19 protein-coding genes are annotated in these 25,207 nt (G+C 68.5%); 8 read left to right on the top strand and 11 right to left on the bottom strand.

Features of this window, described 5'->3' with window-relative positions; translation table 11 throughout:
• From KUM40_RS04835 to KUM40_RS04825, 3 genes are all read right to left on the bottom strand, one after another.
• Positions 1-1,719: a protein kinase family protein gene (locus KUM40_RS04835; RefSeq protein WP_217163195.1), complete on the bottom strand. Its 1,719-nt coding sequence runs from the start codon at positions 1,717-1,719 to the stop codon at positions 1-3.
• Positions 1,720-1,858: 139 nt separating this feature from the next.
• Positions 1,859-4,294 (bottom strand): murein biosynthesis integral membrane protein MurJ, encoded by a 2,436-nt coding sequence (gene murJ, locus KUM40_RS04830; RefSeq protein ID WP_217163193.1) that lies wholly within the window; start codon positions 4,292-4,294, stop codon positions 1,859-1,861.
• Between the two features lie 44 nt (positions 4,295-4,338).
• Positions 4,339-6,762 carry a DUF6049 family protein gene (locus tag KUM40_RS04825; protein ID WP_217163191.1) on the bottom strand — a complete coding sequence of 808 codons (2,424 nt, stop codon included), beginning with the start codon at positions 6,760-6,762 and terminating at the stop codon, positions 4,339-4,341.
• A gap of 227 nt (positions 6,763-6,989) precedes the next feature.
• Between KUM40_RS04825 and KUM40_RS04820 the strand changes: the two genes are divergently transcribed.
• The gene (locus KUM40_RS04820; protein WP_217163189.1) at positions 6,990-8,435 is read left to right on the top strand and encodes a CCA tRNA nucleotidyltransferase; all 1,446 of its coding nucleotides are present in this window, start codon (positions 6,990-6,992) and stop codon (positions 8,433-8,435) included.
• Between the two features lie 123 nt (positions 8,436-8,558).
• Here KUM40_RS04820 and KUM40_RS04815 read toward each other — a convergent pair whose 3' ends face one another.
• The 4 genes from KUM40_RS04815 to KUM40_RS04800 all read right to left on the bottom strand — a co-directional run bounded on the left by KUM40_RS04815 (position 8,559) and on the right by KUM40_RS04800 (position 12,354).
• Entirely contained in the window at positions 8,559-9,086 is a 528-nt protein-coding gene (locus KUM40_RS04815) for a hypothetical protein (RefSeq protein ID WP_217163187.1), read from the bottom strand.
• Positions 9,087-9,193: 107 nt separating this feature from the next.
• Positions 9,194-10,471, bottom strand: coding sequence for an MFS transporter (locus KUM40_RS04810; protein ID WP_217163185.1), 1,278 nt, complete (start codon positions 10,469-10,471; stop codon positions 9,194-9,196).
• Between the two features lie 78 nt (positions 10,472-10,549).
• Complete coding sequence (locus KUM40_RS04805) at positions 10,550-11,632, bottom strand: inositol-3-phosphate synthase (protein WP_217163183.1); 1,083 nt, start codon at positions 11,630-11,632, stop codon at positions 10,550-10,552.
• A 44-nt stretch (positions 11,633-11,676) separates the two neighbouring features.
• Positions 11,677-12,354: a PadR family transcriptional regulator gene (locus KUM40_RS04800; protein WP_217163181.1), complete on the bottom strand. Its 678-nt coding sequence runs from the start codon at positions 12,352-12,354 to the stop codon at positions 11,677-11,679.
• A 664-nt stretch (positions 12,355-13,018) separates the two neighbouring features.
• Between KUM40_RS04800 and KUM40_RS04795 the strand changes: the two genes are divergently transcribed.
• Both KUM40_RS04795 and KUM40_RS04790 read left to right on the top strand, forming a co-directional pair.
• A complete protein-coding gene (locus tag KUM40_RS04795; protein WP_217163179.1) occupies positions 13,019-15,412 on the top strand; it encodes a transglycosylase domain-containing protein in 2,394 nt (797 codons plus the stop codon).
• Between the two features lie 125 nt (positions 15,413-15,537).
• On the top strand, positions 15,538-17,046 hold the full coding sequence (locus KUM40_RS04790) for a glycosyltransferase family 87 protein (protein WP_217163178.1): 1,509 nt from the start codon (positions 15,538-15,540) through the stop codon (positions 17,044-17,046).
• A 70-nt stretch (positions 17,047-17,116) separates the two neighbouring features.
• On the opposite strand, the gene KUM40_RS04785 is transcribed toward KUM40_RS04790, so the two are convergent.
• From KUM40_RS04785 to KUM40_RS04775, 3 genes are all read right to left on the bottom strand, one after another.
• Positions 17,117-18,148, bottom strand: a complete 1,032-nt coding sequence (locus tag KUM40_RS04785) for an alanine racemase (RefSeq protein ID WP_217163169.1) — start codon at positions 18,146-18,148, stop codon at positions 17,117-17,119.
• A gap of 61 nt (positions 18,149-18,209) precedes the next feature.
• On the bottom strand, positions 18,210-19,331 hold the full coding sequence (gene femX / locus KUM40_RS04780; protein ID WP_217163167.1) for a peptidoglycan bridge formation glycyltransferase FemX: 1,122 nt from the start codon (positions 19,329-19,331) through the stop codon (positions 18,210-18,212).
• 136 nt (positions 19,332-19,467) lie between these two features.
• A complete protein-coding gene (locus KUM40_RS04775; protein ID WP_217163165.1) occupies positions 19,468-19,773 on the bottom strand; it encodes a hypothetical protein in 306 nt (101 codons plus the stop codon).
• A gap of 275 nt (positions 19,774-20,048) precedes the next feature.
• Between KUM40_RS04775 and rpsF the strand changes: the two genes are divergently transcribed.
• From rpsF to rplI, 4 genes are all read left to right on the top strand, one after another.
• Positions 20,049-20,339: a 30S ribosomal protein S6 gene (gene rpsF, locus KUM40_RS04770; protein WP_217163163.1), complete on the top strand. Its 291-nt coding sequence runs from the start codon at positions 20,049-20,051 to the stop codon at positions 20,337-20,339.
• Positions 20,340-20,418: 79 nt separating this feature from the next.
• Positions 20,419-21,030, top strand: a complete 612-nt coding sequence (locus KUM40_RS04765) for a single-stranded DNA-binding protein (RefSeq protein ID WP_217163161.1) — start codon at positions 20,419-20,421, stop codon at positions 21,028-21,030.
• 42 nt (positions 21,031-21,072) lie between these two features.
• A complete protein-coding gene (rpsR, locus tag KUM40_RS04760; RefSeq protein ID WP_003949403.1) occupies positions 21,073-21,309 on the top strand; it encodes a 30S ribosomal protein S18 in 237 nt (78 codons plus the stop codon).
• A gap of 18 nt (positions 21,310-21,327) precedes the next feature.
• On the top strand, positions 21,328-21,774 hold the full coding sequence (rplI, locus tag KUM40_RS04755; protein ID WP_217163159.1) for a 50S ribosomal protein L9: 447 nt from the start codon (positions 21,328-21,330) through the stop codon (positions 21,772-21,774).
• Between the two features lie 135 nt (positions 21,775-21,909).
• Here rplI and KUM40_RS04750 read toward each other — a convergent pair whose 3' ends face one another.
• A complete protein-coding gene (locus KUM40_RS04750; RefSeq protein ID WP_217163158.1) occupies positions 21,910-23,247 on the bottom strand; it encodes an MATE family efflux transporter in 1,338 nt (445 codons plus the stop codon).
• 459 nt (positions 23,248-23,706) lie between these two features.
• Between KUM40_RS04750 and dnaB the strand changes: the two genes are divergently transcribed.
• Entirely contained in the window at positions 23,707-25,185 is a 1,479-nt protein-coding gene (dnaB, locus tag KUM40_RS04745; RefSeq protein WP_217163156.1) for a replicative DNA helicase, read from the top strand.
• The last annotated feature ends 22 nt before the right edge of the window (positions 25,186-25,207 follow it).

The following is a 25,207-nucleotide window of genomic DNA, read 5'->3' as shown; positions in this document are numbered from 1 at the left end:
TCAGCCCTTGAACGTCACGTCGGTGATCGCCTGCTTGTAGCCGGCGCCGCTGTAGCCGTCGGAAGGAGCGTTCGGCACGTCAGTCATCCACAGCAGGACGTACTGCGTCTTGACGGGCTTCGACGCCTCGGCCGTGAGCGAGGTTCCGGTCGTGGTGGCGGTCGCGATTTCCTTCATGCCGTCGACTCCTGTCGAGGGCGACAACGCATCGGTGGCGTAGAGATGCACGGTCGTGTGATCACCGGTGTACCGGAGCCCTATCGACATGGTCGAGACCTCCTGTGGCGACCCGAGGTCGTAGACGATACCGACCCCGGGCTTGTAAGGCGCGAGCGTCGGGCCCTCGTTGTACCGCTTGGTGCGCCAGAAGGTGGAAGCGTCGGAATCGTAGGTCTTGGCCACGTCCTGCGGCGCCTGGGCTTCGCCACTGACGACGTACTCCTGCGCTCCTTGCACGCTGATCGGCTTGACCGGCTTGGTCTGCTCGTCGTTCTTGTCGTCGCCGTCCGTCGTCTGTGTCTGGTTCGGGTCGTCCGCCTTGCCGCCCCGCTCCATGAGGGCGTCCGCGAGCTGCCAGCTCCCGAGGCCGAGCGCGGCGATCAGGAGGGCCGAGACGCCCCACTTGAGGGCCTTGCCCGTCCGGCTCTGCAGCGGGGGCGGCGGCGTCGGCACGGGCTGAGTGGCACCCGGATGCGGTGCCGGACGGCCGTAGGCGCCCTGCTGGTAGGCGGTGCGCTGGTACTGGGGCGGGGCCGTGTACGCCGGTTCCGGCGGGCGGATGCGGGGCATCTCGCCGATCGCCTTCACCAGCTCTTCCGGCGTGGTGCACGGGGACTCGTGGCGGGAAGCGGTGGCCCCGTCGTTGGCGAGCGCCCGCATGGCCAGCTCGGACAGACCGCGGTGGACGCCCGCACGGACCTGGTCCGGCGGGATCAGCCCGATGTCCTTGGGCAGACCTGCCAGACCGTGGGCGTCGCTCTCGTACGGCCAGCGCTGGGTCAGCGTGGCGTACAGCAGGGCGCCGATGGCCTCGGTGTCGGTGCGCTGGGGGGTTTCGGAACTGATGCCGCGCAGCGCGGCGTTGACCGCGAGCCCACGGATCCGCCACTGGCCCGTCGAGGTACGCAGCACCGCGTTGGGGCTCAGGCGCAGATGGGCGAGGCCCTCGCGGTGGGCGGCCGCCATGGCCGACGCGACCTGACTGACCATCTGGTAGGCGTCGTACACCTCCAGCGGTCCGGAGGCGAGGAGCGCGGTCAGCTCGGTGGCGTCGGGGAGCCACTCGTGCACGACGTAGACGAGGTCGTCTTCCTCGACGGCGTCCAGTACCTGGACGAAGCGGGGGTCGCCGAGCAGGGCGGAGGAGCGTGCCGCGGCCAGCACGGAGCGGGCTCGCGGGTGGTCCGCCGGAAGGAGGTGGACGCCGACGGCGCGGCGCAGCTTCTCGTCCACGGCCCGCCAACTGCTGAAGCCGTCCAGACGGGTGACGCACTCCTCGAGGCGGTAGCGTCTGGCGAGCTTGTGCCCGCTGTGCAGTTCGGGAGGCGAGGCCGTGCCGGAATCCTCGCTCGTGGGGGTCCCCTGTGCCTCGTCGCTGTCCGTGTCCCGCTCCCGGTTGTTGGCCACCCCGTCGGCCGTGGACTGGTCCGCCTGTGCGGTCAGCGGCTCATCGCCGCTGTTGTCTGCCACGTCGACGGCGGCTGTGCTCCGTTCTGCCACCGTCGTTCCTGCCTCCCCATTCCATGTGCGTCGGCCGACTCCCGGCCCGCGCGTCCGACGCCGAACCCAATTGTGCCCACAGTCTGCCGCTATGCACGACACACGGCGGCGGACGATGGTTGTGCGCCTACCCCGGGTCTCAGCGTCCCAGGCGTCCGCGCACCATGCCGACCAGAGAGTTGACTTCCTCGATGCGCATGCGGCGGGCGGCGACGAAGAAGAGGCCGAACAGGAGGACCCCGCCGGCCAGCAGCGCGGCGAACGATCCCACGGCGCCCTGGCCGAGCTCGCGGCTGATCGCGTAGCAGGCCGCGCCGCCGATCAGGGCGGCCGGGACGGAGGCGATGCCCAGCCGGGCGTACGTCCGCAGCACGCGGGCGCCGTCCAGGTCCCCGCCGAGCCGCTTGCGCAGCCTGCGCCAGGCGACGCCCACGCCGATCACGTAGGCCAGACCGTAGGCGGCGGCCATGCCGACGACGGCCCAACGCGACGGCAGCAGGAAATAACACAGTGCCGAGGCCGAGGCGTTGACCACGGCCACGATGACGGTGTTGTAGAAGGGCGTCCGGGTGTCCTCGTAGGCGTAGAAGGCGCGCAGGACGACGTACTGCACGGAGTACGGGATGAGGCCGAGGCCGAAGGCCATCAGCATGTAGCCCATGTTGGTGGCCGCGCCCGTGCCCGAGGAGCCGAAGATCAGCGTGCACATCGGGATGCCGAGCGCCACGAAACCGAAGGAGACCGGCACGATGGCGACGGCCGTGGTGCGCAGGCCCTGGGAGATGTCGTCGCGGACCGCTCCCCCGTCCTCCTCGGCCGCCGAGCGGGAGATGCGGGGCAGCAGGGCGGCCATCAGGGAGACGGTGATGATGGCCTGCGGCAGGCCCCAGATGAGCTGGGCGTTGGCGTAGGCGCTGTAACCGGTGCCGGCGAGGTCGGTGTCGGTGACCGACGCGGTGGCGAGCTGGATGACGACGAGGGCGCCCGCCTGGTTGGCGAGGACGAACAGGATCGTCCACTTGGCGAGCATCGCGGCCTTGCCGAGGCCGTGGCCCCTCCAGTCGAACCGCAGCCGGAGCTTGAATCCGGTCTCGCGCAGGTAGGGGATCATCGCCAGGGCCTGGACGACGAGGCCGAGCAGGATTCCGACTCCGATGAGTCGCTCGCCTTCCGGCGGGATGGTGTCGACCGTCATACCGGAGTCGGCGGCCGTGCCGTAGACCCAGAGGAACATGCCGAGGGTGACGATGATGACGATGTTGTTCAGGACCGGGGTCCACATCATCGCGCCGAACCGTCCACGGGCATTGAGGATCTGCCCCATCACGACGTGGACGCCCATGAAGAAGATGGACGGCAGGAAGTACCGGGCGAAGGTGACGGCCGTCTCGTTGGCCGCGGGGTCCGAGGCGACCGGGTTCGACAGCGCGCGAACGAGCAGGGGGGCCGCCAGCATGCCCAGCGCGGTGAGGAGGCCGAGGGCCACCACGACCAAGGTCAGGAGCCGGTTGGCGTAGGCCTCGCCGCCGTCCTCGTCCTCCTTCATGGCGCGGACGAGCTGAGGGACGAACACTGAATTGAGGCCGCCGCCGATGGTCAGGATGAAGATCATCGTCGGCAACTGGTAGGAGATCTGGAAGGACTCGCCCAGCAGCCCGAGCCCCAGGGCCGAAACGATCATCGCCGAGCGGACGAACCCGGTCAGGCGCGACACCATCGTGCCCGCCGCCATCACGGCGCTCGACTTCAGCAGGCCCCCCGCGCGCCCGCCCTTCTTGGGTGCGGCGGTCGGAGTGGCCGCAGGGGCGGGCTCGGGCTCCTGGAGGGGGGCCTCGGCCGCCTCGGGGGTGGGAGCGACCGCGTACTGGCCGGGCGCGGGCGCCGCGTGCTGTCCGGGCGTCGGAGCGGGGCCGCCGTACTGGCCGTACGCCGGAGCGTTCCCGTACGGGTCGGTCCCCTGGTGCCCGCCGTACTGTCCGGGGGCCGGTGTCGTGCCGTACTGCCCCGGCCCTGCTGGACCGCCGTACTGGCCCGGCGCTCCTCCGTACGGCCCGGGTGCCGGGGCCGGGGCGGGTACGGACGCCTGATCGTCGTACGAGGGGTGGCCACCGCCCTGCTGCTGGTCCCGGAACAGGTGGGCGAAGGCATCCGGCTCGTGGTGCTGGTCGCCGGCCTGGCTGACCAGGTCGTCCACGCCGACGAACTGGGTGGTCCGAGGGTCGTCGCCGTACGGCAGGTACTGCGTCGGGCCCTCCGGCTCGGGGGCCGGGGTCTGCGCCCAGAGGCGGGGGTCGGGTGCGTAGGGCGACTGGGCGGGCTGGGAGTACAGCGGCTGCTGCGGCGGGTACGTGCCCGGCGGCGGTGGCGGGTGCGCGGCGCGGTCGTAGAGCGCCTCGGAGACCGGGTCCTGGGCGGAGAGGTCCTGCGCCCGGTAGGGATCCTGGTCGTAGGCGTCCTGGAGGTACATGTCCGCGGGCGGCTGCGGCGGTGTCTGGCCGGGGTCCGGCGGCGGACCCTCGGGGTGACCCGAGCCGTCCGCGGCCCGACCGCGGTCACCGTCGTACGGCGCGTTCATGGCTACCCCACCTCATCGTCCCGGGCCCACCGGCCACGACATCCTCAACGGTCCACTCTCTCACCCGTGCCGGACGGGCCGGTGCTTTCCGCTGGGGTGTCCGGTGTCGGGTCACTCGGCTGCTCCGGGTCGCCTGTCCGGGCCGGTGCCTCGGACTCCTCCGTGAGACGTCCTTCGGGGCCTTCCGGGTTCTGCGCGTCGTCCTCGGAGTTCTCTGCCCCCTCCGAATCCTTCGCCTTCTCCGACTCCTCCGACTCCTCGGAATCGTTCTTCTCGGCGGCACGGGCCGCGGCGCGCTTGCGCTGCGTATACATCCGGAAGCCGGCGAGGACGAGCAGCAGGACACCGCCGCCGATGACGAGCATCACGGTGGCCGTGATCTCGGTGACCTTCACGTCGAAGGTGACGGGCGCGCCGTACTTCCGGCCGTCCGTCGTGTAAAGCTGGGCGATCACCGTCGCCCGGCCGTTGGCGTTGGCCGACGTGGTGAACTTCACCGACTGGCTGTGGCCGCCGGAAACCGAGATCGGCTGTTCCTCGTAGTCGGCGCCGTCGATCTCGAGACGGGTCGGGTTCGTCGAGGTGAGCCGCAGGACCAGGGGACCGACATCCTGCACCAGGTTGTTCTGCACCGTCACCGGAATCGTGGCGCTGCGGCCGGAGAGCTTGGTCTCCGACTTGTCGATCAGTCTGACCCGCCCGGACAGCCCGTCGAGGTACGACTTCACCCCGGCGCGGAAGGACTGCGCATCGGCGGCCCGGCCCCGCCACGACGCGGAGATCTCCCGGTTCAGGGCGCGTCCGAAGGGGGTCACCACCCGGGACGGGTCCGACAGAACGACCTTGAAGTTGTCGAGCGAGTCCTGCGTCCGCGCGCTCTCCACGAAGGCCGACCGGGGCAGCTCCTTCTTGCGCAGCGCCGAGGGGTAGGAGGAGGTACCGGGCACCTTGGTGGTGGCGTCCGGGTCCGGCTTGGCATCAGAGGCCGCCGCCAGCTTCTGGGAGTCGGACCAGGTGCCGCTCTGCAGGGCCCGCAGCGCCTCCGCCATCGCGCGTGCCTGGCTTCCGGAGGGCGTGCGCTGCGGGGCGATGACGACGCTGCGCTGCTTGTCGGTCTGGAGGTCCAGGGCCAGGCTCTGGGCGAGGAAGCGCTGCACCGCGAGTGTGGACGCGGACGCCGTCGTCAGGTCGCCCTCGAACGCGGTGGACAGCCGGGCGTCCGCCACGACGGCGGTGGTGCCGCCGCCGATGGGGCGGGCGGCGGAGGGCGTGTACGGCAGGCCGTTGGTCTCCTGGAGGCTGTCGCTGCGCGCGATCACCTTGTCGGCGCCCGCCGAGGTGGCGACCTTGACGATCGACCGGTCGACGGCGCCTTCCACGGGCCAGGCGAAGTCGGTGATCGGCTTGACGTGGAGGATCGGCTCGACCGTGTTGTTGATGACGTCCGTCGCGTCCTTGAGCTGGCTCAGGGAGCCGGCGACGTCCGTTCCGTTGTGGGCCAGGGATGCCAGGTCCGGGTCGGCGAAGGGAAGGGCGACGACCTCCTCGTCGGCCACCGCGTCCTGCAGTTCGGCGAGCCACTGCTTGGCGATCGTCTGGTGGGTGCCGGCGGTGGTCTTGTCCCCGTCCCGGACGCGGTAGCTGCGCGTCATCGCGTCGACGGAGGCCAGCAGGTCCGGATCGACCACCCAGGTGACGTCGAGGTCCTTGCCCAGCGTCACCATCTGGTTCAGACGGCCGCCGGGGGAGATCTCCTTGGCCAGGTCGTCGTTGAGGAAGACCGGTGTCTGCTCGTCGTTCGGTCCCGTCTCGGCGGTCATGTGCGTGGTCGAGACGAGTGGCCACAGAGCCGTGGTCCTGGTCCTGGTGTCGGCCTCGTCGGGTTGCCATGGCAGGAAGGTCCGCCGGATGCCGAGGATCTGCTCCCACGGCTGCGCGGAGGTCTGTCCGGAGAGCGAGACGGCGAATCCGTAGACCCCGTCCCCGCCGAGGTTCAGGTCGTCGACGGGCACGGAGATGTTGAAGTGCTCGGCGACGCCGGGGGTGAGCTTGGAGAACTTCTCGGTGTACTTGTTGTCGATCTCCGGGGCGAAGGAGCTCTGGAGATCGTCTCCGTCCTTCGCGATCGCGTCGACGGACGAGCGGGTGTCGACCTGGGGGCCCACGCGCAGGCCCACATGGGCGTCGGTGACGGCCTGCTTGCCGTTGTTGGTCACGGTGCCCGACACGGTCACCGTGTCCCCGTCCGTGGGCACGGAGGGGGTGAGTGAGTCGACGGCCACGGCCACCGAACCCGAGTCGGTGTCGGCCAGGGCACCGGCCACTCCCTCGGCGTGCGCCGAGCCGGCCGCGGGCAACTGGACCAGGCCGGCCAGCAGCGGCGCCCCGGCGAGCAGTGCCGTGGTGCGCCGGAGCCACCGGCGGGCAGGTGAGGCACTGGTCCCCTGGAAGTCTGCCGCCTCGGCCACGCGCTCGCCCGTCCCTCGTCGTGATCAGTGGTCGTCGGAATGTGCGTCCACGCATGGTAACGATGTGCGCCGAGGGGAAGTGCCGCGGAGTACGCCACAAGATCCGCTGCCAGGCCGGGGACGCCCCTGTATGTGCGCCTATAGAGGGAGCGATACGGAAGTGGGGGATTCGGTGTGCGATCAATGGGGGCGCTTGTCTCCGCCTGGGCCACGTACCCTGTTTTGTTGTGCCGAACGCCAACGAACTCAGCCCCAGTGTCCTGAGCCGGGAGCAGCACCGCGCGGTGAGTGAGCCGCTGCGGATCGCCCCTGTCGCCGACGATCTCGCCCGCCGTTTTCAGGAGGCCGGGTTCTCGCTCGCCCTGGTCGGCGGCTCGGTCCGGGACGCCCTGCTCGGCCGGCTCGGCAACGACCTGGACTTCACGACCGACGCCCGCCCCGAGGATGTCCTGAAGATCCTGCGTCCCTGGGCGGACGCGGTCTGGGAGGTCGGGATCGCCTTCGGCACGGTCGGGGCGCAGAAGGACGGCTGGCAGATCGAGGTGACCACCTACCGGTCGGAGGCGTACGACCGCACCTCGCGCAAGCCCGAGGTGTCCTACGGCGACTCCATCGAGGAGGACCTCGTCCGGCGTGACTTCACGGTGAACGCGATGGCCGTGGCGCTTCCGGAGAAGGTGTTCATCGATCCGCATGGCGGCCTCGACGACCTCGCGGCCCGCGTTCTGCGTACTCCGGGGACTCCCGAGGACTCCTTCTCCGACGACCCGCTGCGGATGATGCGAGCCGCGCGCTTCGCCGCTCAGCTCGACTTCGAGGTGGCCCCCGAGGTGGTGGCCGCCATGAAGGACATGGCCGGGCGCATCGACATCGTCTCGGCCGAGCGGGTCCGGGAGGAGCTCAACAAGCTCATCCTCTCCTCGCACCCGCGCAAGGGACTGAGCCTGCTGGTGGACACGGGCCTGGCCGACCGGGTTCTGCCCGAGCTGCCGGCGTTGCGGCTCGAGCGGGACGAGCACCACCGGCACAAGGACGTCTACGACCACACGCTCATCGTCCTGGAGCAGGCGATGGCGCTGGAGAGTGAAGGCCCCGACCTGACCCTCCGCCTGGCCGCCCTGCTGCACGACATCGGCAAGCCGCGCACCCGCCGCTTCGAGAACGACGGCAGGGTCTCGTTCCACCACCACGAGGTGGTCGGAGCCAAGATGACGAAGAAACGCATGATCGCGCTCAAGTACTCCAACGACCTGGTGAAGGACGTCTCACGCCTGGTCGAACTGCACCTGCGTTTCCACGGTTACGGCACGGGCGAGTGGACGGACTCCGCGGTTCGCCGCTATGTCCGGGACGCCGGTCCGCTGCTCGGCCGTCTCCACAAGCTGACGCGGTCGGACTGCACGACCCGCAACAAGCGCAAGGCGTCGGCCCTCTCCCGCGCGTACGACGGGCTGGAGGAGCGGATCGAGCAGCTCCAGCAGCAGGAGGAGCTGGACGCGATCCGTCCGGATCTGGACGGCAACCAGATCATGGAGATCCTCGGTATTCGCCCCGGGCCCGCCGTCGGGCAGGCATACAAGCATCTGCTGGAGCTCCGACTGGAGAACGGGCCGATGGAGTACGACGCGGCGGTGGCGGCGCTCAGGGAGTGGTGGGCCGAGCAGGAGGCGTGACGGTGGGCCGGGGTCGTGTTTCACGTGAAACACGACCCCGCCGGCAAAGCGCGAGGTGACGGACAGGCCAAGGGGCGGTGTTTCACGTGAAACACCGCCCCTTGGCCGTTCGAGACTCCGCCCCTACTTGTCCTTCAGGCAGAGCAGGAAGTCGCTGCCGCTACCGCTCTCGGTGTACGAGTACTGGAAGTCCTTGGCCGCTTCCGAGCACTTGCTCTCGGCGGTGAGGGCGGAGTAGGAGCCCTCGATCTTGGCCAGCACCACGTACTGGGCCTTCGTGTCACCGCAGTCGACGACCTCAAGGTCCGGGTCGCTGTCGCTGCTGCTGCCACGGTGCATGCAGTCGCCGACCGCGGCCGTGTCGGCGTCGTCCCGGCTGGCGAGGTAACCGCCGACCGCGACACCTACGACGACCACCGCGATGACGATGTTCTTGATCGTCTTGAAGCTCAGCTTGCGGCGAGCCGGCTGCGGCGGCACCGGGGCGTACGGCGCACCCTGCTGCGGAAAGCCGGGCTGACCGGGCTGGCCGGGCTGCTGCGGGACGCCCGGCTGCCCCTGGGCGTAGGGGTTCTGCCCCTGAGGCTGCTGCGGGCCCTGCGGCTGGCCCTGCGCGAACGGGTTGCCCTGAGGCGGCGGCTGAGTGGTCACTGGGGGTCCCCCTGGAAATAGGTGCGTGTCGCGGACATGCCGCGAGATAAGACGCACGTAAGCTACCGGGTCCCACTGACAACTCTGTACTCCGGTGGGGCTCTGTGTCACTGATGTGACACTGACAGGCCCTCAAACCGGTCCATAGCTGCCGCAACCACTCCGTAGACCACGGCGACGGTCACGATCAGCGGCACCGACCGGCCGTCCGGCGGCAGCATGAGCGCGGCCACCCCGGCCGCGCCGACGAAGGCGACGTTGAACAGCACGTCGTAGACGGAGAAGATCCTGCCGCGGAAGGCGTCGTCGACCGAGAACTGCACGACCGTGTCGGTCGCGATCTTCGCCGCCTGGGTCGTCAGGCCCAGCGAGAAGGCCGCGACGAGCAGTGGCGCCGTGGCGAACGGCAGGCCGAGCGCCGGCACCAGCACGGTGGCCGCCGCCGCGCAGACGGCCATCCAGCGACCGGGTCCCAGCCGTCCCGCCGCCCACGGGGTGACCACCGCGGCCGCGAAGAAGCCCGCTCCCGAGACGCCCAGCGCCAGCCCCAGCAGGGCGAGCCCCTCGTCCGTGTCGGAGGTCAGGGCGTACCGGCACAGCATCAGCAGCATCACCAGCAGGGCGCCGTAGCAGAACCGCATCAGCGTCATGCTCGCGAGCGCCCACGCCGCTTCCCGGCGTGCGGGCGCGGCGAGGTGGCGTACGCCCGCCACGAGATCGCGGACGGTGCCGACGAGTGCGGAGGCCAGTCTCGGCGGCACGCGTGACGGGTCCGGGCCCAGCAGCTCCACGGCGATGCGCAGCGACGCCAGCGCCCCGCACAGGTAGAGACCGGCGCCGAGCAGCACCACGGCGGCGTCGGAGTCCGCGACCACGAGGCGTACGACGAAGGCGAGTCCGCCGCCCGCCGTGGCGGCCAGGGTGCCCGCCGTCGGGGAGATCGAGTTGGCGATCACCAGACGCTCGGCGTCGACCACCCGCGGCAGCGCGGCGGACAGGCCCGCGAGAACGAAGCGGTTGACCGCCGTGACGCAGAGGGCCGAGACGTAGAAGAGCCAGTCCGGGACAGAGGCGATCATCAGCACCGCCGTCACCGAGGCCAGCACGGCGCGCAGCAGGTTGCCGTACAGAAAGACCTGACGGCGGCGCCAGCGGTCCAGCAGGACACCGGCGAAGGGGCCCACCAGGGAGTACGGGAGCAGCAGGACCGCCATCGCGGAGGCGACCGCGGCGGCCGAGGTCTGCTTCTCCGGGGAGAAGACGACGTAGGTGGCGAGCGCGACCTGGTAGACGCCGTCGGCGCCCTGGGAGAGCAGGCGGACGGCGAGCAGGCGCCGAAATCCCTTCAGGCGCAGCAGGAAGCGCAGGTCACGGACGACGGCCATGGGGCACAGCCTCACATACGGGAAAGGTCCCCGGGTCATGCGACCCGGGGACCTTCGGCGGACCGGAGTCCGAGGTTTTCAGCGCTCGACCTCGCCCGCGATGAACTTCTCGACGTTGGCACGGGCCTCGTCGTCGAAGTACTGGACCGGCGGGGACTTCATGAAGTAGCTCGACGCCGACAGGATCGGGCCGCCGATGCCGCGGTCCTTGGCGATCTTCGCGGCGCGCAGGGCGTCGATGATGACACCGGCCGAGTTCGGGGAGTCCCAGACCTCGAGCTTGTACTCCAGGTTCAGCGGGACGTCACCGAAGGCGCGGCCCTCGAGGCGGACGTAGGCCCACTTGCGGTCGTCCAGCCAGGCGACGTAGTCGGACGGGCCGATGTGGACGTTGTCTGCGCCCAGGTCGCGGTCGGGGATCTGGGAGGTGACGGCCTGCGTCTTGGAGATCTTCTTGGACTCCAGGCGCTCGCGCTCGAGCATGTTCTTGAAGTCCATGTTGCCGCCGACGTTCAACTGCATCGTGCGGTCCAGGACGACGCCCCGGTCCTCGAACAGCTTCGCCATGACGCGGTGCGTGATGGTGGCGCCGACCTGCGACTTGATGTCGTCGCCGACGATCGGGACGCCCGCCTCGGTGAACTTGTCCGCCCACTCCTTGGTGCCGGCGATGAAGACCGGAAGGGCGTTGACGAAGGCGACCTTGGCGTCGATGGCGCACTGGGCGTAGAACTTCGCCGCGGCCTCGGAGCCGACGGGCAGGTAGCAGACGAGGACGTCGACCTGCTTGTCCTTGAGGACCTGGACGACGTCGACCGGCGCCTCGGCGGACTCCTCGATGGTCTGGCGGTAGTACTTGCCGAGACCGTCGTGCGTGTGGCCGCGCTGGACCTGGACGCCGCTGTTCGGCACGTCGCAGATCTTGATGGTGTTGTTCTCGGAGGCGCCGATGGCGTCGGCGAGGTCCAGGCCGACCTTCTTGGCGTCCACGTCGAAGGCGGCGACGAACTCGATGTCACGGACGTGGTAGTCGCCGAACTGGACGTGCATCAGGCCGGGGGCCTTGGCCGCCGGGTCGGCGTCCTTGTAGTACTCGACGCCCTGCACCAGCGATGCGGCGCAGTTGCCCACACCGACGATGGCTACGCGAACCGAACCCATTCCGGTTGCTCCCTGTGTGTACGAGTGAGGCCCTGAGTGGGCGCTCACGTGGCGGTGTCGCCGGGCGTATCCGGCCGGGGGTCGTCCCCCGGCCGGGGCAGGCCGCCCGTCGCTCCAGATGTCGTGTCCTGTTGAGCGGTCCCCTCGGCGGCGGAACCTCTGAGGTCCCGCCCCGCCCGCTCGCTCTCGATGAGCTCGTTCAGCCAGCGCACTTCGCGCTCCACGGACTCCATTCCGTGGCGCTGGAGCTCAAGCGTGTAGTCGTCGAGCCGCTCCCGGGTGCGTGCCAGGGAGGTCCGCATCTTCTCCAGGCGCTCCTCCAGCCGGCTGCGCCGGCCCTCGAGCACGCGCATGCGTACGTCACGCGACGTCTGCCCGAAGAACGCGAAGCGAGCGGCGAAGGTCTCGTCCTCGTACGCGTCCGGGCCCGTCTGTGAGAGGAGCTGCTCGAAATGTTCCTTACCGTCGGCCGTCAACCGGTAGACGATCTTGGCGCGTCGTCCCGTGAGGGAAGCGGCGGCCTCGCCGATGTTCCCCGGTTCCTCGATCAACCAGCCGTTGGCGACCAGCGTCTTGAGGCAGGGGTAGAGCGTCCCGTAGCTGAACGCCCGGAACACACCGAGTGACGTGTTGAGCCGTTTGCGCAGCTCATAGCCGTGCATCGGGGACTCGCGGAGCAGGCCGAGTACGGCGAACTCGAGGATGCCGGAACGCCGGCTCATCGTCGCCTCCTCTCGCCCTTATGCCGTGCTGATGTATCGACTCGATACATCAGCACGATAGAACGAGCTTCCGCGTGGGACAAGAGGGGGGCTGGTGAACGGGGTCACATCCGGATTTCATCGCGAGCAAGTTGCCTGATTTGAGGTGAACTTCGGGGCTCGGGTGTTTTGACGGTGCGTAGTCTGTGCGCCATGCAGACCACCGGGAACCGAGTGACGCCTGGGGGCGTCCCTGTCCCCGGTGCAGTACGGATGAATGCGGAAGGGGCCGCATCCGTACTTCGGGGGGACCGGAAACCAGCCGCCTTTTCCAGGCGCGCAAAGGTGCGCCTGCCCGAGGAGTAGTCGTTCGATGAGCGAGCACCGTCGCAAACCGCCGCAGCCGCAGGGAGGCGGACGTGCCGCGGCCCGACGCGGTCAGTCCGGCTCGTCCTCCGGTCGCCGTGCGGCACCGCGAGGCGCCACAGAGTCTCCGTCCGGCTCGTACGGCCCGGAGGACGAGGAGCGTGCGTCCGGGAGCCGCGCCGAAGCCCGGCGCGCGGCACAGCGGAACGGGGGTGGCCGTCGCAGAGCGGCCGAGCCGGGCCGCGGCGGCCGCAGAGGAGCTCCCGGCGGCTCAGCAGGGCCCGGGCGTGGACGTGCCACCGCGCCCGGCAAGAAGCGGATGATCGACTACCCGCGCCACGACAAGGACGGGTGGCACCGCTGGGTGCCCTCCTGGCGGCTCGTCTCCGGGCTGTGCATCGCGTTCTTCGGCTGCCTGGTCGGTGCCGCGGGCCTCGCGTACGCCATGGTGAGCGTTCCCGTCATCGACGAGAGCGCCACGGCGCAGAACAACGTCTACTACTGGGCCGACAACAGTCGGATGGTGGCCACGGGCGGTGAGCGCAACCGCCAGAGCGTCAATCTCTCGCAGATCCCCAAGGCGATGCGCAATGCCGTCATCTCCCAGGAGAACAAGACGTTCTACGACGACAGCGGCATCGACCCCAAGGGCATCGCCCGCGCCGTGTTCAACATGGCCAAGGGTGGTGAGACGCAGGGTGGCTCCACCATCACCCAGCAGTACGTGAAGAACGCCATGCTGAACGACCAGTCGCAGACGATCTCCCGGAAGGTCAAGGAGATCTTCGTCTCGATCAAGGTCGGTGCCGAGGAGCCGAAGGACAAGATCCTCGAGGGTTACCTGAACTCCGCCTACTACGGCCGCGGCGCCTACGGCATCCAGGCGGCCGCACGGGCGTACTTCAACGTGGACGCCGTCAAGCTGAACCCGGGACAGTGCGCCTTCCTGTCGGCGGTGCTCAAGGGTGCCACCTACTACGACCCGGCGGGTTCCGTCTCGATCGACCCGGTGGGAGCCACGCCGGAGGCCAACCAGAAGCGGGCCAAGGCCCAGATGCAGGACACCCTCAACAAGATGGTGGAGTACGGGCATCTGAGCCAGACGGAGCGGGCCAAGTACACCGAACTTCCCGCCACGAAGAACCCGCAGTCGAATGCGAACCTGGGCGGCCAGATCGGTTACCTCGTGAGGCTCGCCAAGTCCTCAGTGGTCCGGAGCGGCGAGGTGTCGGAGCAGCAGTTGGAGAAGGGCGGCTACTCGATCTACACGACCTTCGACAAGAAGAAGGTCAACGAGCTCGAGAAGTCGGTCCAGAAGGTCTACAAGGAGAAGATCGACCCCAAGAAGCGCCCCGAAAAGGACACCTACGTCCAGTTCGGCGGGGCGTCCATCGACACGGAGACCGGGGCCATCAAGGCCATCTACGGCGGCGAGGACGCGACCAAACACTTCACCAACAACGCCGACGTGACCGGCGCCCAGGTCGGTTCGACGTTCAAGCCGTTCGTGCTCGCGGCGGCGATGAAGTGGGGTGTGCGCGACCCCGATCTCGGTGAGGTCCAGGCCCAGGACGAACGCACTCGCGTCTCCCCGAAGAGTCTCTACAGCGGCAAGAACAACCTCAAGATCAATAACTATGACGGGTCGATCTGGGAGAACGAGAAGGGCGAGCAGTGGCGTCAGGAGAATGACGGCCAGGACAGCATCGGTAACCCGCCGGACTACAAGATCGACCTTCGTGAGGCGATGCGGCAGTCGGTGAACTCCGCGTTCGTGCAGCTCGGCATGGACGTCGGCCTGGACAAGGTGAAGGAGTCCGCCATGGACGCGGGGCTCCTGGAGGACAGCCTGGCGGGCTCCGGCTACCCCTCCTTCTCCATCGGTGTCTCGGACCCGAGTGCCATCCGCATGGCGAGCGCGTACGCCACGTTCGCGGACAGCGGCAAGCAGCGCGAGCCGTACTCCGTCACGAAGGTGACGCACAAGAGCGGCACGGTCTACACGCACAAGGTCGAGGAGAAGCAGGCCTTCACCGCGAAGGTCGCGGACAACGTCACGGACGTCCTGAAGACCGTCGTCGAGAAGGGAACGGGCACCAACGCCCAGTTGCCCGGCCGCGATGTGGCGGGCAAGACCGGTACCACGGACGGCAACAAGTCAGCCTGGTTCGTCGGCTACACCCCGCAGTTGTCGACCGCGATCAGCATGTACCGCTACCCGGACGACGAGTCCATCAAGGACCGCAAGTTCCTGGAGATGTACGGAACGGGTGGCGAGAAGAAGATCCACGGTGCTTCCTTCCCGTCCACGATCTGGCAGGACTACATGTCGGACGCGGTCAAGGGCATGAAGGTGGAGAAGTTCCCGAAGCCGGAGCCCATCGGCGAGGTCATCAACGACACCCCGTCGCCGACCCCCACGCCCTCCCCCTCCCCCTCTGCTTCCGAGACCGAGGAGACCAGCCCCTCGCCGACTCCGTCGCCCAGCGACACGGGGCCCAGTACCTCACCTTCCGCGACTGAGACATGCGGTGTCTGGGAGTGGAACTGTGACGACGGAAGCAACGCCGGCAATGGCAACGGGGGCAATGACTCGGGAGGCTCGGAGGGAACCGGATCGCCTTCACCATCGACCACCGAGACAGAGGGAGACGGCGACAGCAACGGCAACGGCAACACCCGCGGAAACAGCATCTTGGGCTCGAACGGCTAGCTAGTCCTGGGGTCGTCAAGAATGGGTGTTTCACGTGAAACGCCCGCAAGTTTCACGTGAAACAGGGGCCGCCGCATCCACGAGGGTGCGGCGACCCCGGCGTGTTCCCAGGTGCGTACGGCAGGATGTGCCCCATGCCCAGTGCAGAATCGAAGCCAGCGAGCGTGCATGAGCCGGACCCGGTGCCGCCGACCAAGGAAGACACGGTCGCCGCGGCCGGCAGCGAGCTGATCGGCGGCCCTCTGGGCCGACGCGCGCTGCTCGGCACGTCCTGGTGGACCCCCGTGCGGGTGATCGCACTCGTGGCGATCGGTATGTTCGCCCTCGGCCTGGTCCAGAAGGCGCCCTGCTACAACGGTGCCTGGTTCTTCGGTGCCAGCTCCCAGTACACGCACGCGTGCTACTCGGACATCCCGCACCTCTACCAGGGACGCGGATTCGTCGACGGGCTCGTGCCGTACTTCGACAAGCTCCCCGGCGACATGGAGTACCTGGAGTACCCCGTGCTGACCGGCGTGTTCATGGAGGTCGCCTCCTGGCTCACGCCGGGCAGCGGCACCATCCAGGACCAGGAGCAGTGGTACTGGATGGTCAACGCCGGGATGCTCATGGTCTGTGCGGCCGTCATCGCCGTCTGCGTGACCCGCACGCACACCCGGCGCCCCTGGGACGGTCTGCTGGTCGCCCTGGCACCCGCCTTCGCGCTGACCGCCACCGTCAACTGGGATCTGCTGGCGGTCGCTCTGACGGCCGCCGCGATCCTCATGTGGTCCCGGGAGCGCCCGCTGGCCTTCGGAGTGCTGCTGGGCCTCGCCACGGCCGCCAAGCTCTACCCCTTCCTGATCCTCGGCCCCCTGCTCGTCCTGTGCTGGCGTGCGGGCAGATGGCGGGCGTTCGGAAAGGCACTCGGGGGCGCGGCCGTCGCCTGGCTCGTGGTGAACCTGCCGGTCATGCTCTTCGCCTTCGACGGCTGGTCGAAGTTCTACACGTTCAGCCAGGAACGCGGCGTGGACTTCGGGTCCTTCTGGCTGATCCTGGTCCATAACACCGACAACCCGCCCAGCACCGACACCGTCAACACCCTCGCCACGCTTCTGATGCTGCTGTGCTGCGGCGCCATCGCTGCGCTCACGCTGACCGCCCCTCGGCGTCCGCGGTTCGCCCAGCTCGCCTTCCTGATCGTCGCGGCGTTCATCCTCACCAACAAGGTCTACTCACCGCAGTACGTGCTGTGGCTGGTACCGCTTGCCGCACTGGCCCGGCCGAAGTGGCGGGACTTCCTGATCTGGCAGGCGTGCGAGGTGGCCTACTTCCTCGGTATCTGGATGTACCTCGCGTACACGACCAGCGGCGACGCCCACAAGGGCCTGCCGACGGACGGCTACCACTGGGCCATCGTCCTGCACCTGCTGGGAACGCTGTTCCTCTGTGCCATGGTCGTGCGCGACATCCTGATGCCGGACCGGGACCCGGTCCGCCGGACGGGCGACGACGACCCGTCGGGCGGCGTGCTGGACGGCGCCCAGGACGTCTTCGTCCTGGGCCCCGCGGCTCACACCGAAGAGCCCGTGGCCCACTTCGGGGGGCCGCAGGTGGAGTGGGGCAAGAGCCGGCAGACGGGCGGTTCGCTCTGAGCGAACGCGCGCAAGGCCGTACACGAGATCATCGTGTACGGCCTTCTCGCCCGCGGTCGAGGATGCGCTGCTAGCGGTCGAGGATGCGGTCGAACTGCGTGGTGGTGTGCCGCAGATGGGCCACCAGTTCGTCACCCACCTTGGGCTCCGACGCGTCCGTGGGAACGAACAGGATCGACACCTGCATGTGCGGCGGCTCCGCGAACCAGCGCTGCTTGCCGTCCCAGACGAACGGCGAGAGGTTCCGGTTGACCGTGGCAAGGCCTGCCCGGGCGACGCCCTTGGCGCGCGGCATGACGCCGTGCAGCGCCTTCGGGGCCTCCAGGCCCACACCGTGCGACGTACCGCCCGCCACGACCACCAGGAAGCCGTCGGAGGCAGCCCTCTGCTGCCGGTAGCCGAAACGCTCGCCCTTGGCGACGCGCGTGACGTCCAGGACCGCGCCGCGGTACTCGGTGGCGTCGTGGTCCCCCAGCCAAAGCCGGGTGCCGATCCGGGCGCGGAAGCGGGTCTGCGGGAACTGCTGCTGGAGACGGGCCAGTTCATCGGCCTTGAGATGACTGACGAACATGGTGTGCAGCGGCAGCCGGGCCGCGCGCAGCCGGTCCATCCAGCCGATGACCTCCTCGACGGCGTCCGAGCCGTCGGTACGGTCCAGCGGCAGGTGGATGGCGAAGCCCTCCAGCCGGACGTTCTCTATGGCGGCGTGCAACTGCGGCAGGTCCTGCTCGCTGATGCCGTGCCGCTTCATCGAGGACATCACCTCGATGACCACACGCGCGCCCACCAGTCCGTACACGCCGTCGATGGACGACACCGAGCGCACGACGCGGTCGGGCAGCGGCACGGGCTCCTCACCGCGCCGGTACGGCGTCAGGACCAGCAGGTCACCGCCGAAGAAGTCCTTGATCCGGGCGGCCTCGTAGGTGGTGCCGACGGCAAGCACGTCCGAGCCCAGCCGCGTGGCCTCCTCCGCCAGCCGCTCGTGCCCGAAGCCGTAGCCGTTGCCCTTGCAGACCGGGACCAGCCCGGGGAACTGCTCCTGGACGTGCTTGTGGTGCGCCCGCCAGCGCGCGGTGTCGACGTAGAGCGTGAGCGCCATGGCCGGACCTGGAACCTTTCTGGTGGCTGTCAGAGGTGCGGATTGGGGATGGGCTGTGCGGTCAGCGGCGCGACATGTAGATGTCGAGCGCCTTGTGGAGCAGCTTGTTCAGTGGGAAGTCCCACTCGCCGAGATACTCGGCCGCCTGACCGCCCGTACCCACCTTGAACTGGATCAGACCGAAGAGGTGGTCGCTCTCGTCCAGGGAGTCGGAGATGCCGCGCAGGTCGTAGACGCTTGCGCCGAGGGCATAGGAGTCGCGGAGCATGGCCCACTGCATGGCGTTCGAGGGCCGGACCTCGCGGCCGATGTTGTCGGAGGCTCCGTAGGAGTACCAGACGTGCCCACCGACGACCAGCATGGTCGCCGCCGACAGGTTCACCCCGTTGTGCCGGGCGAAATACAGCCGCATGCGGTTGGGGTCCTCGTTGTTGAGGGCCGCCCACATGCGCTGGAAGTACGACAGCGGGCGCGGCCGGAAGTGGTCGCGCACGGCCGTGATCTCGTACAGGCGCTGCCACTCCTCGAGGTCGTGGTAACCGCCCTGGACGACCTCGACGCCGGCCTTCTCGGCCTTCTTGATGTTGCGGCGCCAGAGCTGGTTGAAGTTCTTGTGGACCTCTTCCAGGGAGCGGTTGGCCAGCGGAACCTGGAAGACGTAACGGGGCTGTACGTCACCGAAGCCGGCGCCGCCGTCCTCACCCTGCTGCCAGCCCATGCGGCGCAGCTTGTCGGCCACCTCGAAAGCGCGCGGCTCGATGTGGTCGGCCTCTATGTCCCGCAGACGCTTGACGTCGGGGTCCTGGATGCCCTTCTTGATGGACGTGGCGTCCCAGCGCCGGATGATCACCGGCGGGCCCATCTTCACCGAGAAGGCGCCCTGCTGCTTGAGGTGCGCCAGCATGGGCTCCATCCAGTCCTGGAGGTTCGGCGCGAACCAGTTGATGACCGGGCCCTCGGGGAGATAGGCGAGGTAGCGCTTGATCTTGGGCAGTTGCCGGTAGAGGACGAGACCCGCACCGACCAGCTCACCGGTCCGGTCGTCGAACCAGCCGAGGTTCTCCGAGCGCCATTCCGCCTTCACGTCCGCCCATGCCGGGACCTGCATGTGACTAGCCGCCGGCAGGCTCTGGATGTAGGCCAGATGCTGCTCGCGACTGATGGTCCTCAGGGTCAGGCTCATTCGGGGCGCTCCTCGGGCTGGTGTGTCCCCATGGGTACAGGGGCTCCGGCTCTCGCGCGAAGCCTACTGCGCCCTGTGAGCGCCCCGTCCGGCGTACGGCTGGAAGGGGTTGTCCGGCGGGCGGCCGGCGGTGGGCTCAGCCGAAGAGCCCGCCGTGGTAGATGCCGAAGAACAGACCGAGCGCGGAGGCGCCGAGGCCCAGCACCAGGCCGAAGCGCTCCCGTGTCGTCTCGGAGACGTACTGGCCGTATCCGCCGGTCAGGACGCCGAGCAGCCCGGCCCAGGAGGTCAGGATGTGCAGCCCCCGGAAGCTCGCGGTGGCAAGGGCGAGCGCTCCGAGGACCAGGGTCACGGCCAGCAGCGAGTCCTGGAGCGGATGCGGTTTGCCGTCGGTCGCCAGCAAGCCGGTCCGGGGCTTGGCGGGTCGCATGATCTGTGCCATGGAGAACCTCCTGCCGAAGGCAGTGTGTTTTCGCCCTCACATCCCTGACTACCGATTGTGTCCCCTCGGAGCCGGATTTCAACCGCATGCCGACGGACGGGTACTCTGTACCTTCCGCACCGGTGTCTGTTGCCGGCCACGACCGGGTCGCCTCCTCGGAGGAGGCCCGATTGTCAGTGGGTCCTGGTTTACTCGTTGATACCGGTGCGAACGCATCGCAACCCTCCTGCCACGGAACGACCGTGGCCGCTGAGTCCAAAGGAGGTGGGTTCCACATGCGTCACTACGAGGTGATGGTCATCCTCGACCCCGAGCTCGAGGAGCGTTCTGTCTCCCCGCTGATCGAGAACTTCCTCTCCGTCGTCCGTGATGGCGGCGGAAAGGTCGAGAAGGTCGACACCTGGGGCCGTCGTCGTCTCTCGTACGAGATCAAGAAGAAGCCCGAGGGCATCTACTCGGTCATCGACCTGCAGGCCGAGCCTGCGGTTGTCAAGGAGCTCGACCGCCAGATGAACCTGAACGAGTCGGTCCTCCGGACCAAGGTCCTCCGTCCCGAGATGCACTGAGCCTTCCGCTCAACTGATCCCGGGATTCGAGTAGCAGCAACCAAGCAGCCAGAGCAGCAAACCCGCCGAGAGGTTCCCCATGGCAGGCGAGACCGTCATCACGGTCGTCGGCAATCTTGTCGACGACCCCGAGCTGCGCTTCACCCCGTCCGGTGCGGCCGTCGCGAAGTTCCGTGTCGCGTCGACTCCCCGCACCTTCGACCGTCAGACGAACGAGTGGAAGGACGGCGAAAGCCTCTTCCTGACCTGCTCGGTCTGGCGTCAGGCGGCGGAGAACGTCGCCGAGTCGCTCCAGCGAGGCATGCGCGTCATCGTGCAGGGCCGGCTGAAGCAGCGGTCCTACGAGGACCGTGAGGGCGTCAAGCGCACGGTCTACGAGCTGGACGTCGACGAGGTCGGTGCCAGCCTCCGCAGCGCCACGGCCAAGGTCACCAAGACCTCGGGCCGCGGTGGCCAGGGCGGTTACGGCGGCGGTGGCGGTGGCGGCCAGGGTGGCGGCGGCTGGGGCGGCGGCTCCGGCGGCGGCCAGCAGGGCGGCGGCGCTCCGGCCGACGACCCCTGGGCGACCGGCGCTCCCGCCGGTGGCCAGCAGGGCGGTGGCGGTCAGGGTGGCGGCGGCTGGGGCGGTGGCTCCGGCGGCTCCGGCGGTTCTGGCGGCGGTGGCGGCTACTCGGACGAGCCCCCCTTCTAGGTGGGCTCTACCCACACTTCTTGATCACACAGGAGAAACATCATGGCTAAGCCGCCTGTGCGCAAGCCGAAGAAGAAGGTCTGCGCATTCTGCAAGGACAAGGTCACGTACGTGGACTACAAGGACACGAACATGCTGCGGAAGTTCATTTCCGACCGCGGCAAGATCCGTGCCCGCCGCGTGACCGGCAACTGCACCCAGCACCAGCGTGACGTCGCCACGGCCGTGAAGAACAGCCGTGAGATGGCGCTGCTGCCCTACACCTCCACCGCGCGATAAGGGAAGGGTGACCGAATCATGAAGATCATCCTCACCCACGAGGTCTCCGGCCTCGGTGCCGCGGGCGACGTCGTCGACGTCAAGGACGGTTACGCTCGCAACTACCTGATCCCGCGGAAGTTCGCGATCCGCTGGACCAAGGGTGGCGAGAAGGACGTCGAGCAGATTCGTCGTGCTCGCAAGATCCACGAGATCCAGACCATCGAGCAGGCCAACCAGGTGAAGGCCCGGCTCGAGGGTGTCAAGGTCCGTCTGGCCGTCCGCTCCGGCGACGCCGGTCGTCTCTTCGGCTCCGTCACCCCGGCCGACGTCGCTTCGGCGATCAAGGCTGCCGGTGGCCCCGAGGTCGACAAGCGCCGCATCGAGCTTGGCTCGCCGATCAAGACCCTGGGCGCCCACGAGACGTCCGTGCGTCTGCACCCCGAGGTTGACGCCAAGGTCAGCATCGAGGTCGTCGCGGCCTGAGCGCTGCTCTCGCCGAGACGATGAGAAGGGCCGCATCTCCCCATCGGGGGGTGCGGCCCTTCTTCATGGCGCATTCCATGGCCGAGTTCGTCTCGGCCGCGTTTCACGTGAAACATCGTGTTTCACGTGAAACGGTCAGCGAGTCGCGCCGGTGACGATCCACCGACCCGACCGGGTGCGCAACCACAGGGTCACCAGACGCATGGCCATCATCAGCGTCATGGCCGCCCACACGGCGGTGAGCCCACCGCCGAGCCGGGGGACGAGAAGCGCCGCGGGAGTGAAGACCGCCAGGGTCAGCAGCATGGCCCAGGCAAGATACGGACCGTCGCCCGCACCCATGAGGACACCGTCCAGGACGTAGACCACTCCGCAGACCGGCTGGGCGACGGCGACGATCACCAGGGCGGGCAGCGCGGTGTCCTTGACCGCGGAGTCGCCGGTGAACAGGGGCAGGAAGGCCGGGCGTGACAACACCACGAGCAGACCGAGTACGACGCCGACCGCGACGCCCCACTCCACCATCCTGCGGCAGGCGTCGCGCGCACCCTGGGCGTCACCGGCTCCCAGACAGCGCCCGATGATGGCCTGCCCGGCGATGGCGATGGCGTCGAGAGCGAAGGCGAGCAGACTCCACAGAGACAGGACGATCTGATGCGCCGCGATGTCGGCGTCGCCGAGGCGAGCCGCCACGGCCGTAGCGATCATGAGGATCGCCCTCAGGGAGAGCGTACGCACGAGCAGCGGCATGCCTGCCTGAGCGGAAGCCCTGATGCCGGCCAGGTCCGGACGCAGGGAGGCGCCGTGTCGTCGTGCCCCGCGAATGACCACCCACAGGTAGACCGCGGCCATGCCGCACTGGGCGATCACGGTGCCCCAGGCGGAGCCCGCGATACCGAGGCCGGCGCCGTAGACGAGCACGACATTGAGGACGGCGTTGGCGATGAAGCCGGCCACGGCCACGTAGAGCGGGGTCCGGGTGTTCTGCAGTCCCCTCAGTACACCGGTCGAGGCCAGTACGACGAGCATGGCGGGGATGCCGAGGGAGGAGATGCGCAGATAGGTGATCGCGTAGGGTGCCGCGGTCTCGGAGGCGCCGAAGGCATCCACGAGGGAGGGGGCGGTGGGCAGGACTACCGCTATGACGGCAGCGCCGAGCAGCAAGGCCAGCCAGATACCGTCCATGCCCTGGCGGATCGCTGCTTGCAGGTCGTTCGCACCGACGCGGCGGGAGACGGCCGCCGTGGTGGCATAGGCGAGGAAGACGAAGACGCTGACGGCCGTGGTGAGCAGAGCCGAGGCGATACCGAGTCCGGCGAGCTGGGCGGTTCCGAGGTGGCCGACGATGGCACTGTCGGCCATCACGAAGAGGGGTTCGGCGACGAGCGCGCCGAAGGCCGGGACGGCCAGCGCGACGATCTCTCGGTCGTGCCGACGGCGGGCGGTCCGAGAGCGCGCGGGGGCCTGTGTCATGAGCACCAATCTAATCGTCCACAGGTAAGAGATGCAAAGGTTCCGTGACCCTTACGTACCGTCTCAGCCCGTGTACTTCTGGGCACGGTTCGAAGCGATCTTGGTCCGACTGGAGAACTTTTTCTTCTGCACAGGCCGTGGATGGTAAAGGTGCAGTTCAGGGCCGTTGCTCAGGCCGGGCTGCGGGCTTGTTCACAGGGCTGTCCACCGTGTCGTGCACAGGTTTCGTGGAGTTCTCCACAGCATCTGACCAGTCGTCCACATGGCCTGTGGATAACCAGATTGGCTGACGGTGCCCGCGGGCCTACGGTTGACCGGCGCCCGCTCCGTCCGTCGGCCGGTGAACCCTCACAAAACCGACGCGCCAGAACCAGAGTTGGGCGTCTTATTTGTCAGTGCCGTGCCGTAGAAATGAGGGGCACGGCGAGGTCCGCTCGGCGGACGGGAGGAGGTGGCTCGGTGAGCATTTCCGAGCCCTTGGACGACCCGTGGGCCGACAGCGGCCCCAGCGATCGTCTGCCTGCTTCCCGCCGCCGCGGTGAGGGGGGCCGTAGCCGCGACGAACAGCACGAGCGCGGCTCGGACAACGGAACATGGGACGGCGGCGGCCCGTCGTTCGAGCGGGTGCCGCCACAGGACCTGGATGCCGAGCAGTCCGTCCTCGGCGGAATGCTCCTGTCCAAGGACGCCATCGCCGACGTCGTCGAGATCCTCAAGGGCCACGACTTCTACAAGCCGGCCCACGAGACGGTCTACCAGGCCATCCTCGACGTCTATGCCAAGGGCGAGCCGGCCGACCCCATCACGATCGCCGCCGAACTCACCAAACGCGGTGAGATCAACAAGATCGGCGGCGCCTCGTATCTGCACACCCTCGTCCAGACGGTGCCGACGGCCGCGAACGCCGCGTACTACGCGGAGATCGTGCACGAGAGGGCGGTCCTGCGCCGCCTGGTGGAGGCCGGCACACGGATCACACAGATGGGATACGCGGCCGACGACGACGTCGATGAGATCGTCAACCGCGCCCAGGCCGAGATCTACGCCGTCACCGAGCAGCGCACCAGCGAGGACTATCTGCCGCTCGGCGACATCATGGAGGGCGCGCTCGACGAGATCGAGGCGATCGGGTCGCGCAGCGGTGAGATGACCGGTGTGCCCACGGGCTTCACGGACTTCGATTCGCTGACCAACGGTCTGCACCCCGGTCAGATGGTCGTCATCGCCGCACGTCCCGCCATGGGCAAGTCGACGCTCGCGCTGGACTTCGCGCGGGCGGCCTCGATCAAGAACAACCTGCCGAGCGTCATCTTCTCCCTCGAAATGGGGCGCAACGAGATCGCGATGCGTCTGCTGTCCGCCGAGGCCCGCGTCGCGCTGCACCACATGCGGTCGGGCACGATGACGGACGACGACTGGACCCGCCTGGCACGCCGGATGCCCGACGTGTCGGCAGCCCCGCTCTACATCGACGACTCCCCGAACCTGTCGATGATGGAGATCCGCGCCAAGTGCCGTCGCCTCAAGCAGCGCAACGACCTCAAGCTGGTCGTCATCGACTACCTCCAGCTCATGCAGTCCGGCGGGTCCAAGCGCGCCGAGAGCCGGCAGCAGGAGGTCTCGGACATGTCCCGCAACCTCAAGCTCCTGGCGAAGGAGCTGGAGGTCCCGGTCATCGCGCTCTCCCAGCTCAACCGTGGTCCCGAGCAGCGCACCGACAAGAAGCCCATGGTCTCCGACCTGCGTGAGTCCGGTTCGATCGAGCAGGATGCGGACATGGTCATCCTGCTGCACCGCGAGGACGCCTACGAGAAGGAGTCGCCGCGCGCGGGCGAGGCGGATCTGATCGTGGCCAAGCACCGCAACGGTCCGACGGCGACGATCACGGTCGCCTTCCAGGGGCACTACTCGCGTTTCGTGGACATGGCGCAGACCTGATCCCCCCGCACGGGGAAATCGG

This window comes from Streptomyces sp. AC512_CC834 (assembly GCF_019049325.1).
GTDB lineage: Bacteria > Actinomycetota > Actinomycetes > Streptomycetales > Streptomycetaceae > Streptomyces.
This window is presented reverse-complemented; position numbering and strand designations above follow the sequence as displayed.

What these genes read in the sequence shown, in the direction of transcription:
- rpsR (WP_003949403.1), top strand. Translation starts at nt 21,073, where the DNA reads ATGGCTAAGCCGCCTGTGCGCAAGCCGAAGAAGAAGGTCTGCGCATTC.
- KUM40_RS04800 (WP_217163181.1), bottom strand. Translation starts at nt 12,354, where the DNA reads ATGAGCCGGCGTTCCGGCATCCTCGAGTTCGCCGTACTCGGCCTGCTC.
- KUM40_RS04765 (WP_217163161.1), top strand. Translation starts at nt 20,419, where the DNA reads ATGGCAGGCGAGACCGTCATCACGGTCGTCGGCAATCTTGTCGACGAC.
- femX (WP_217163167.1), bottom strand. Translation starts at nt 19,331, where the DNA reads ATGAGCCTGACCCTGAGGACCATCAGTCGCGAGCAGCATCTGGCCTAC.
- murJ (WP_217163193.1), bottom strand. Translation starts at nt 4,294, where the DNA reads ATGAACGCGCCGTACGACGGTGACCGCGGTCGGGCCGCGGACGGCTCG.
- KUM40_RS04790 (WP_217163178.1), top strand. Translation starts at nt 15,538, where the DNA reads ATGTGCCCCATGCCCAGTGCAGAATCGAAGCCAGCGAGCGTGCATGAG.
- rpsF (WP_217163163.1), top strand. Translation starts at nt 20,049, where the DNA reads ATGCGTCACTACGAGGTGATGGTCATCCTCGACCCCGAGCTCGAGGAG.
- KUM40_RS04750 (WP_217163158.1), bottom strand. Translation starts at nt 23,247, where the DNA reads ATGACACAGGCCCCCGCGCGCTCTCGGACCGCCCGCCGTCGGCACGAC.
- KUM40_RS04805 (WP_217163183.1), bottom strand. Translation starts at nt 11,632, where the DNA reads ATGGGTTCGGTTCGCGTAGCCATCGTCGGTGTGGGCAACTGCGCCGCA.
- KUM40_RS04810 (WP_217163185.1), bottom strand. Translation starts at nt 10,471, where the DNA reads ATGGCCGTCGTCCGTGACCTGCGCTTCCTGCTGCGCCTGAAGGGATTT.
- rplI (WP_217163159.1), top strand. Translation starts at nt 21,328, where the DNA reads ATGAAGATCATCCTCACCCACGAGGTCTCCGGCCTCGGTGCCGCGGGC.
- KUM40_RS04785 (WP_217163169.1), bottom strand. Translation starts at nt 18,148, where the DNA reads ATGGCGCTCACGCTCTACGTCGACACCGCGCGCTGGCGGGCGCACCAC.
- KUM40_RS04775 (WP_217163165.1), bottom strand. Translation starts at nt 19,773, where the DNA reads ATGGCACAGATCATGCGACCCGCCAAGCCCCGGACCGGCTTGCTGGCG.
- KUM40_RS04795 (WP_217163179.1), top strand. Translation starts at nt 13,019, where the DNA reads ATGATCGACTACCCGCGCCACGACAAGGACGGGTGGCACCGCTGGGTG.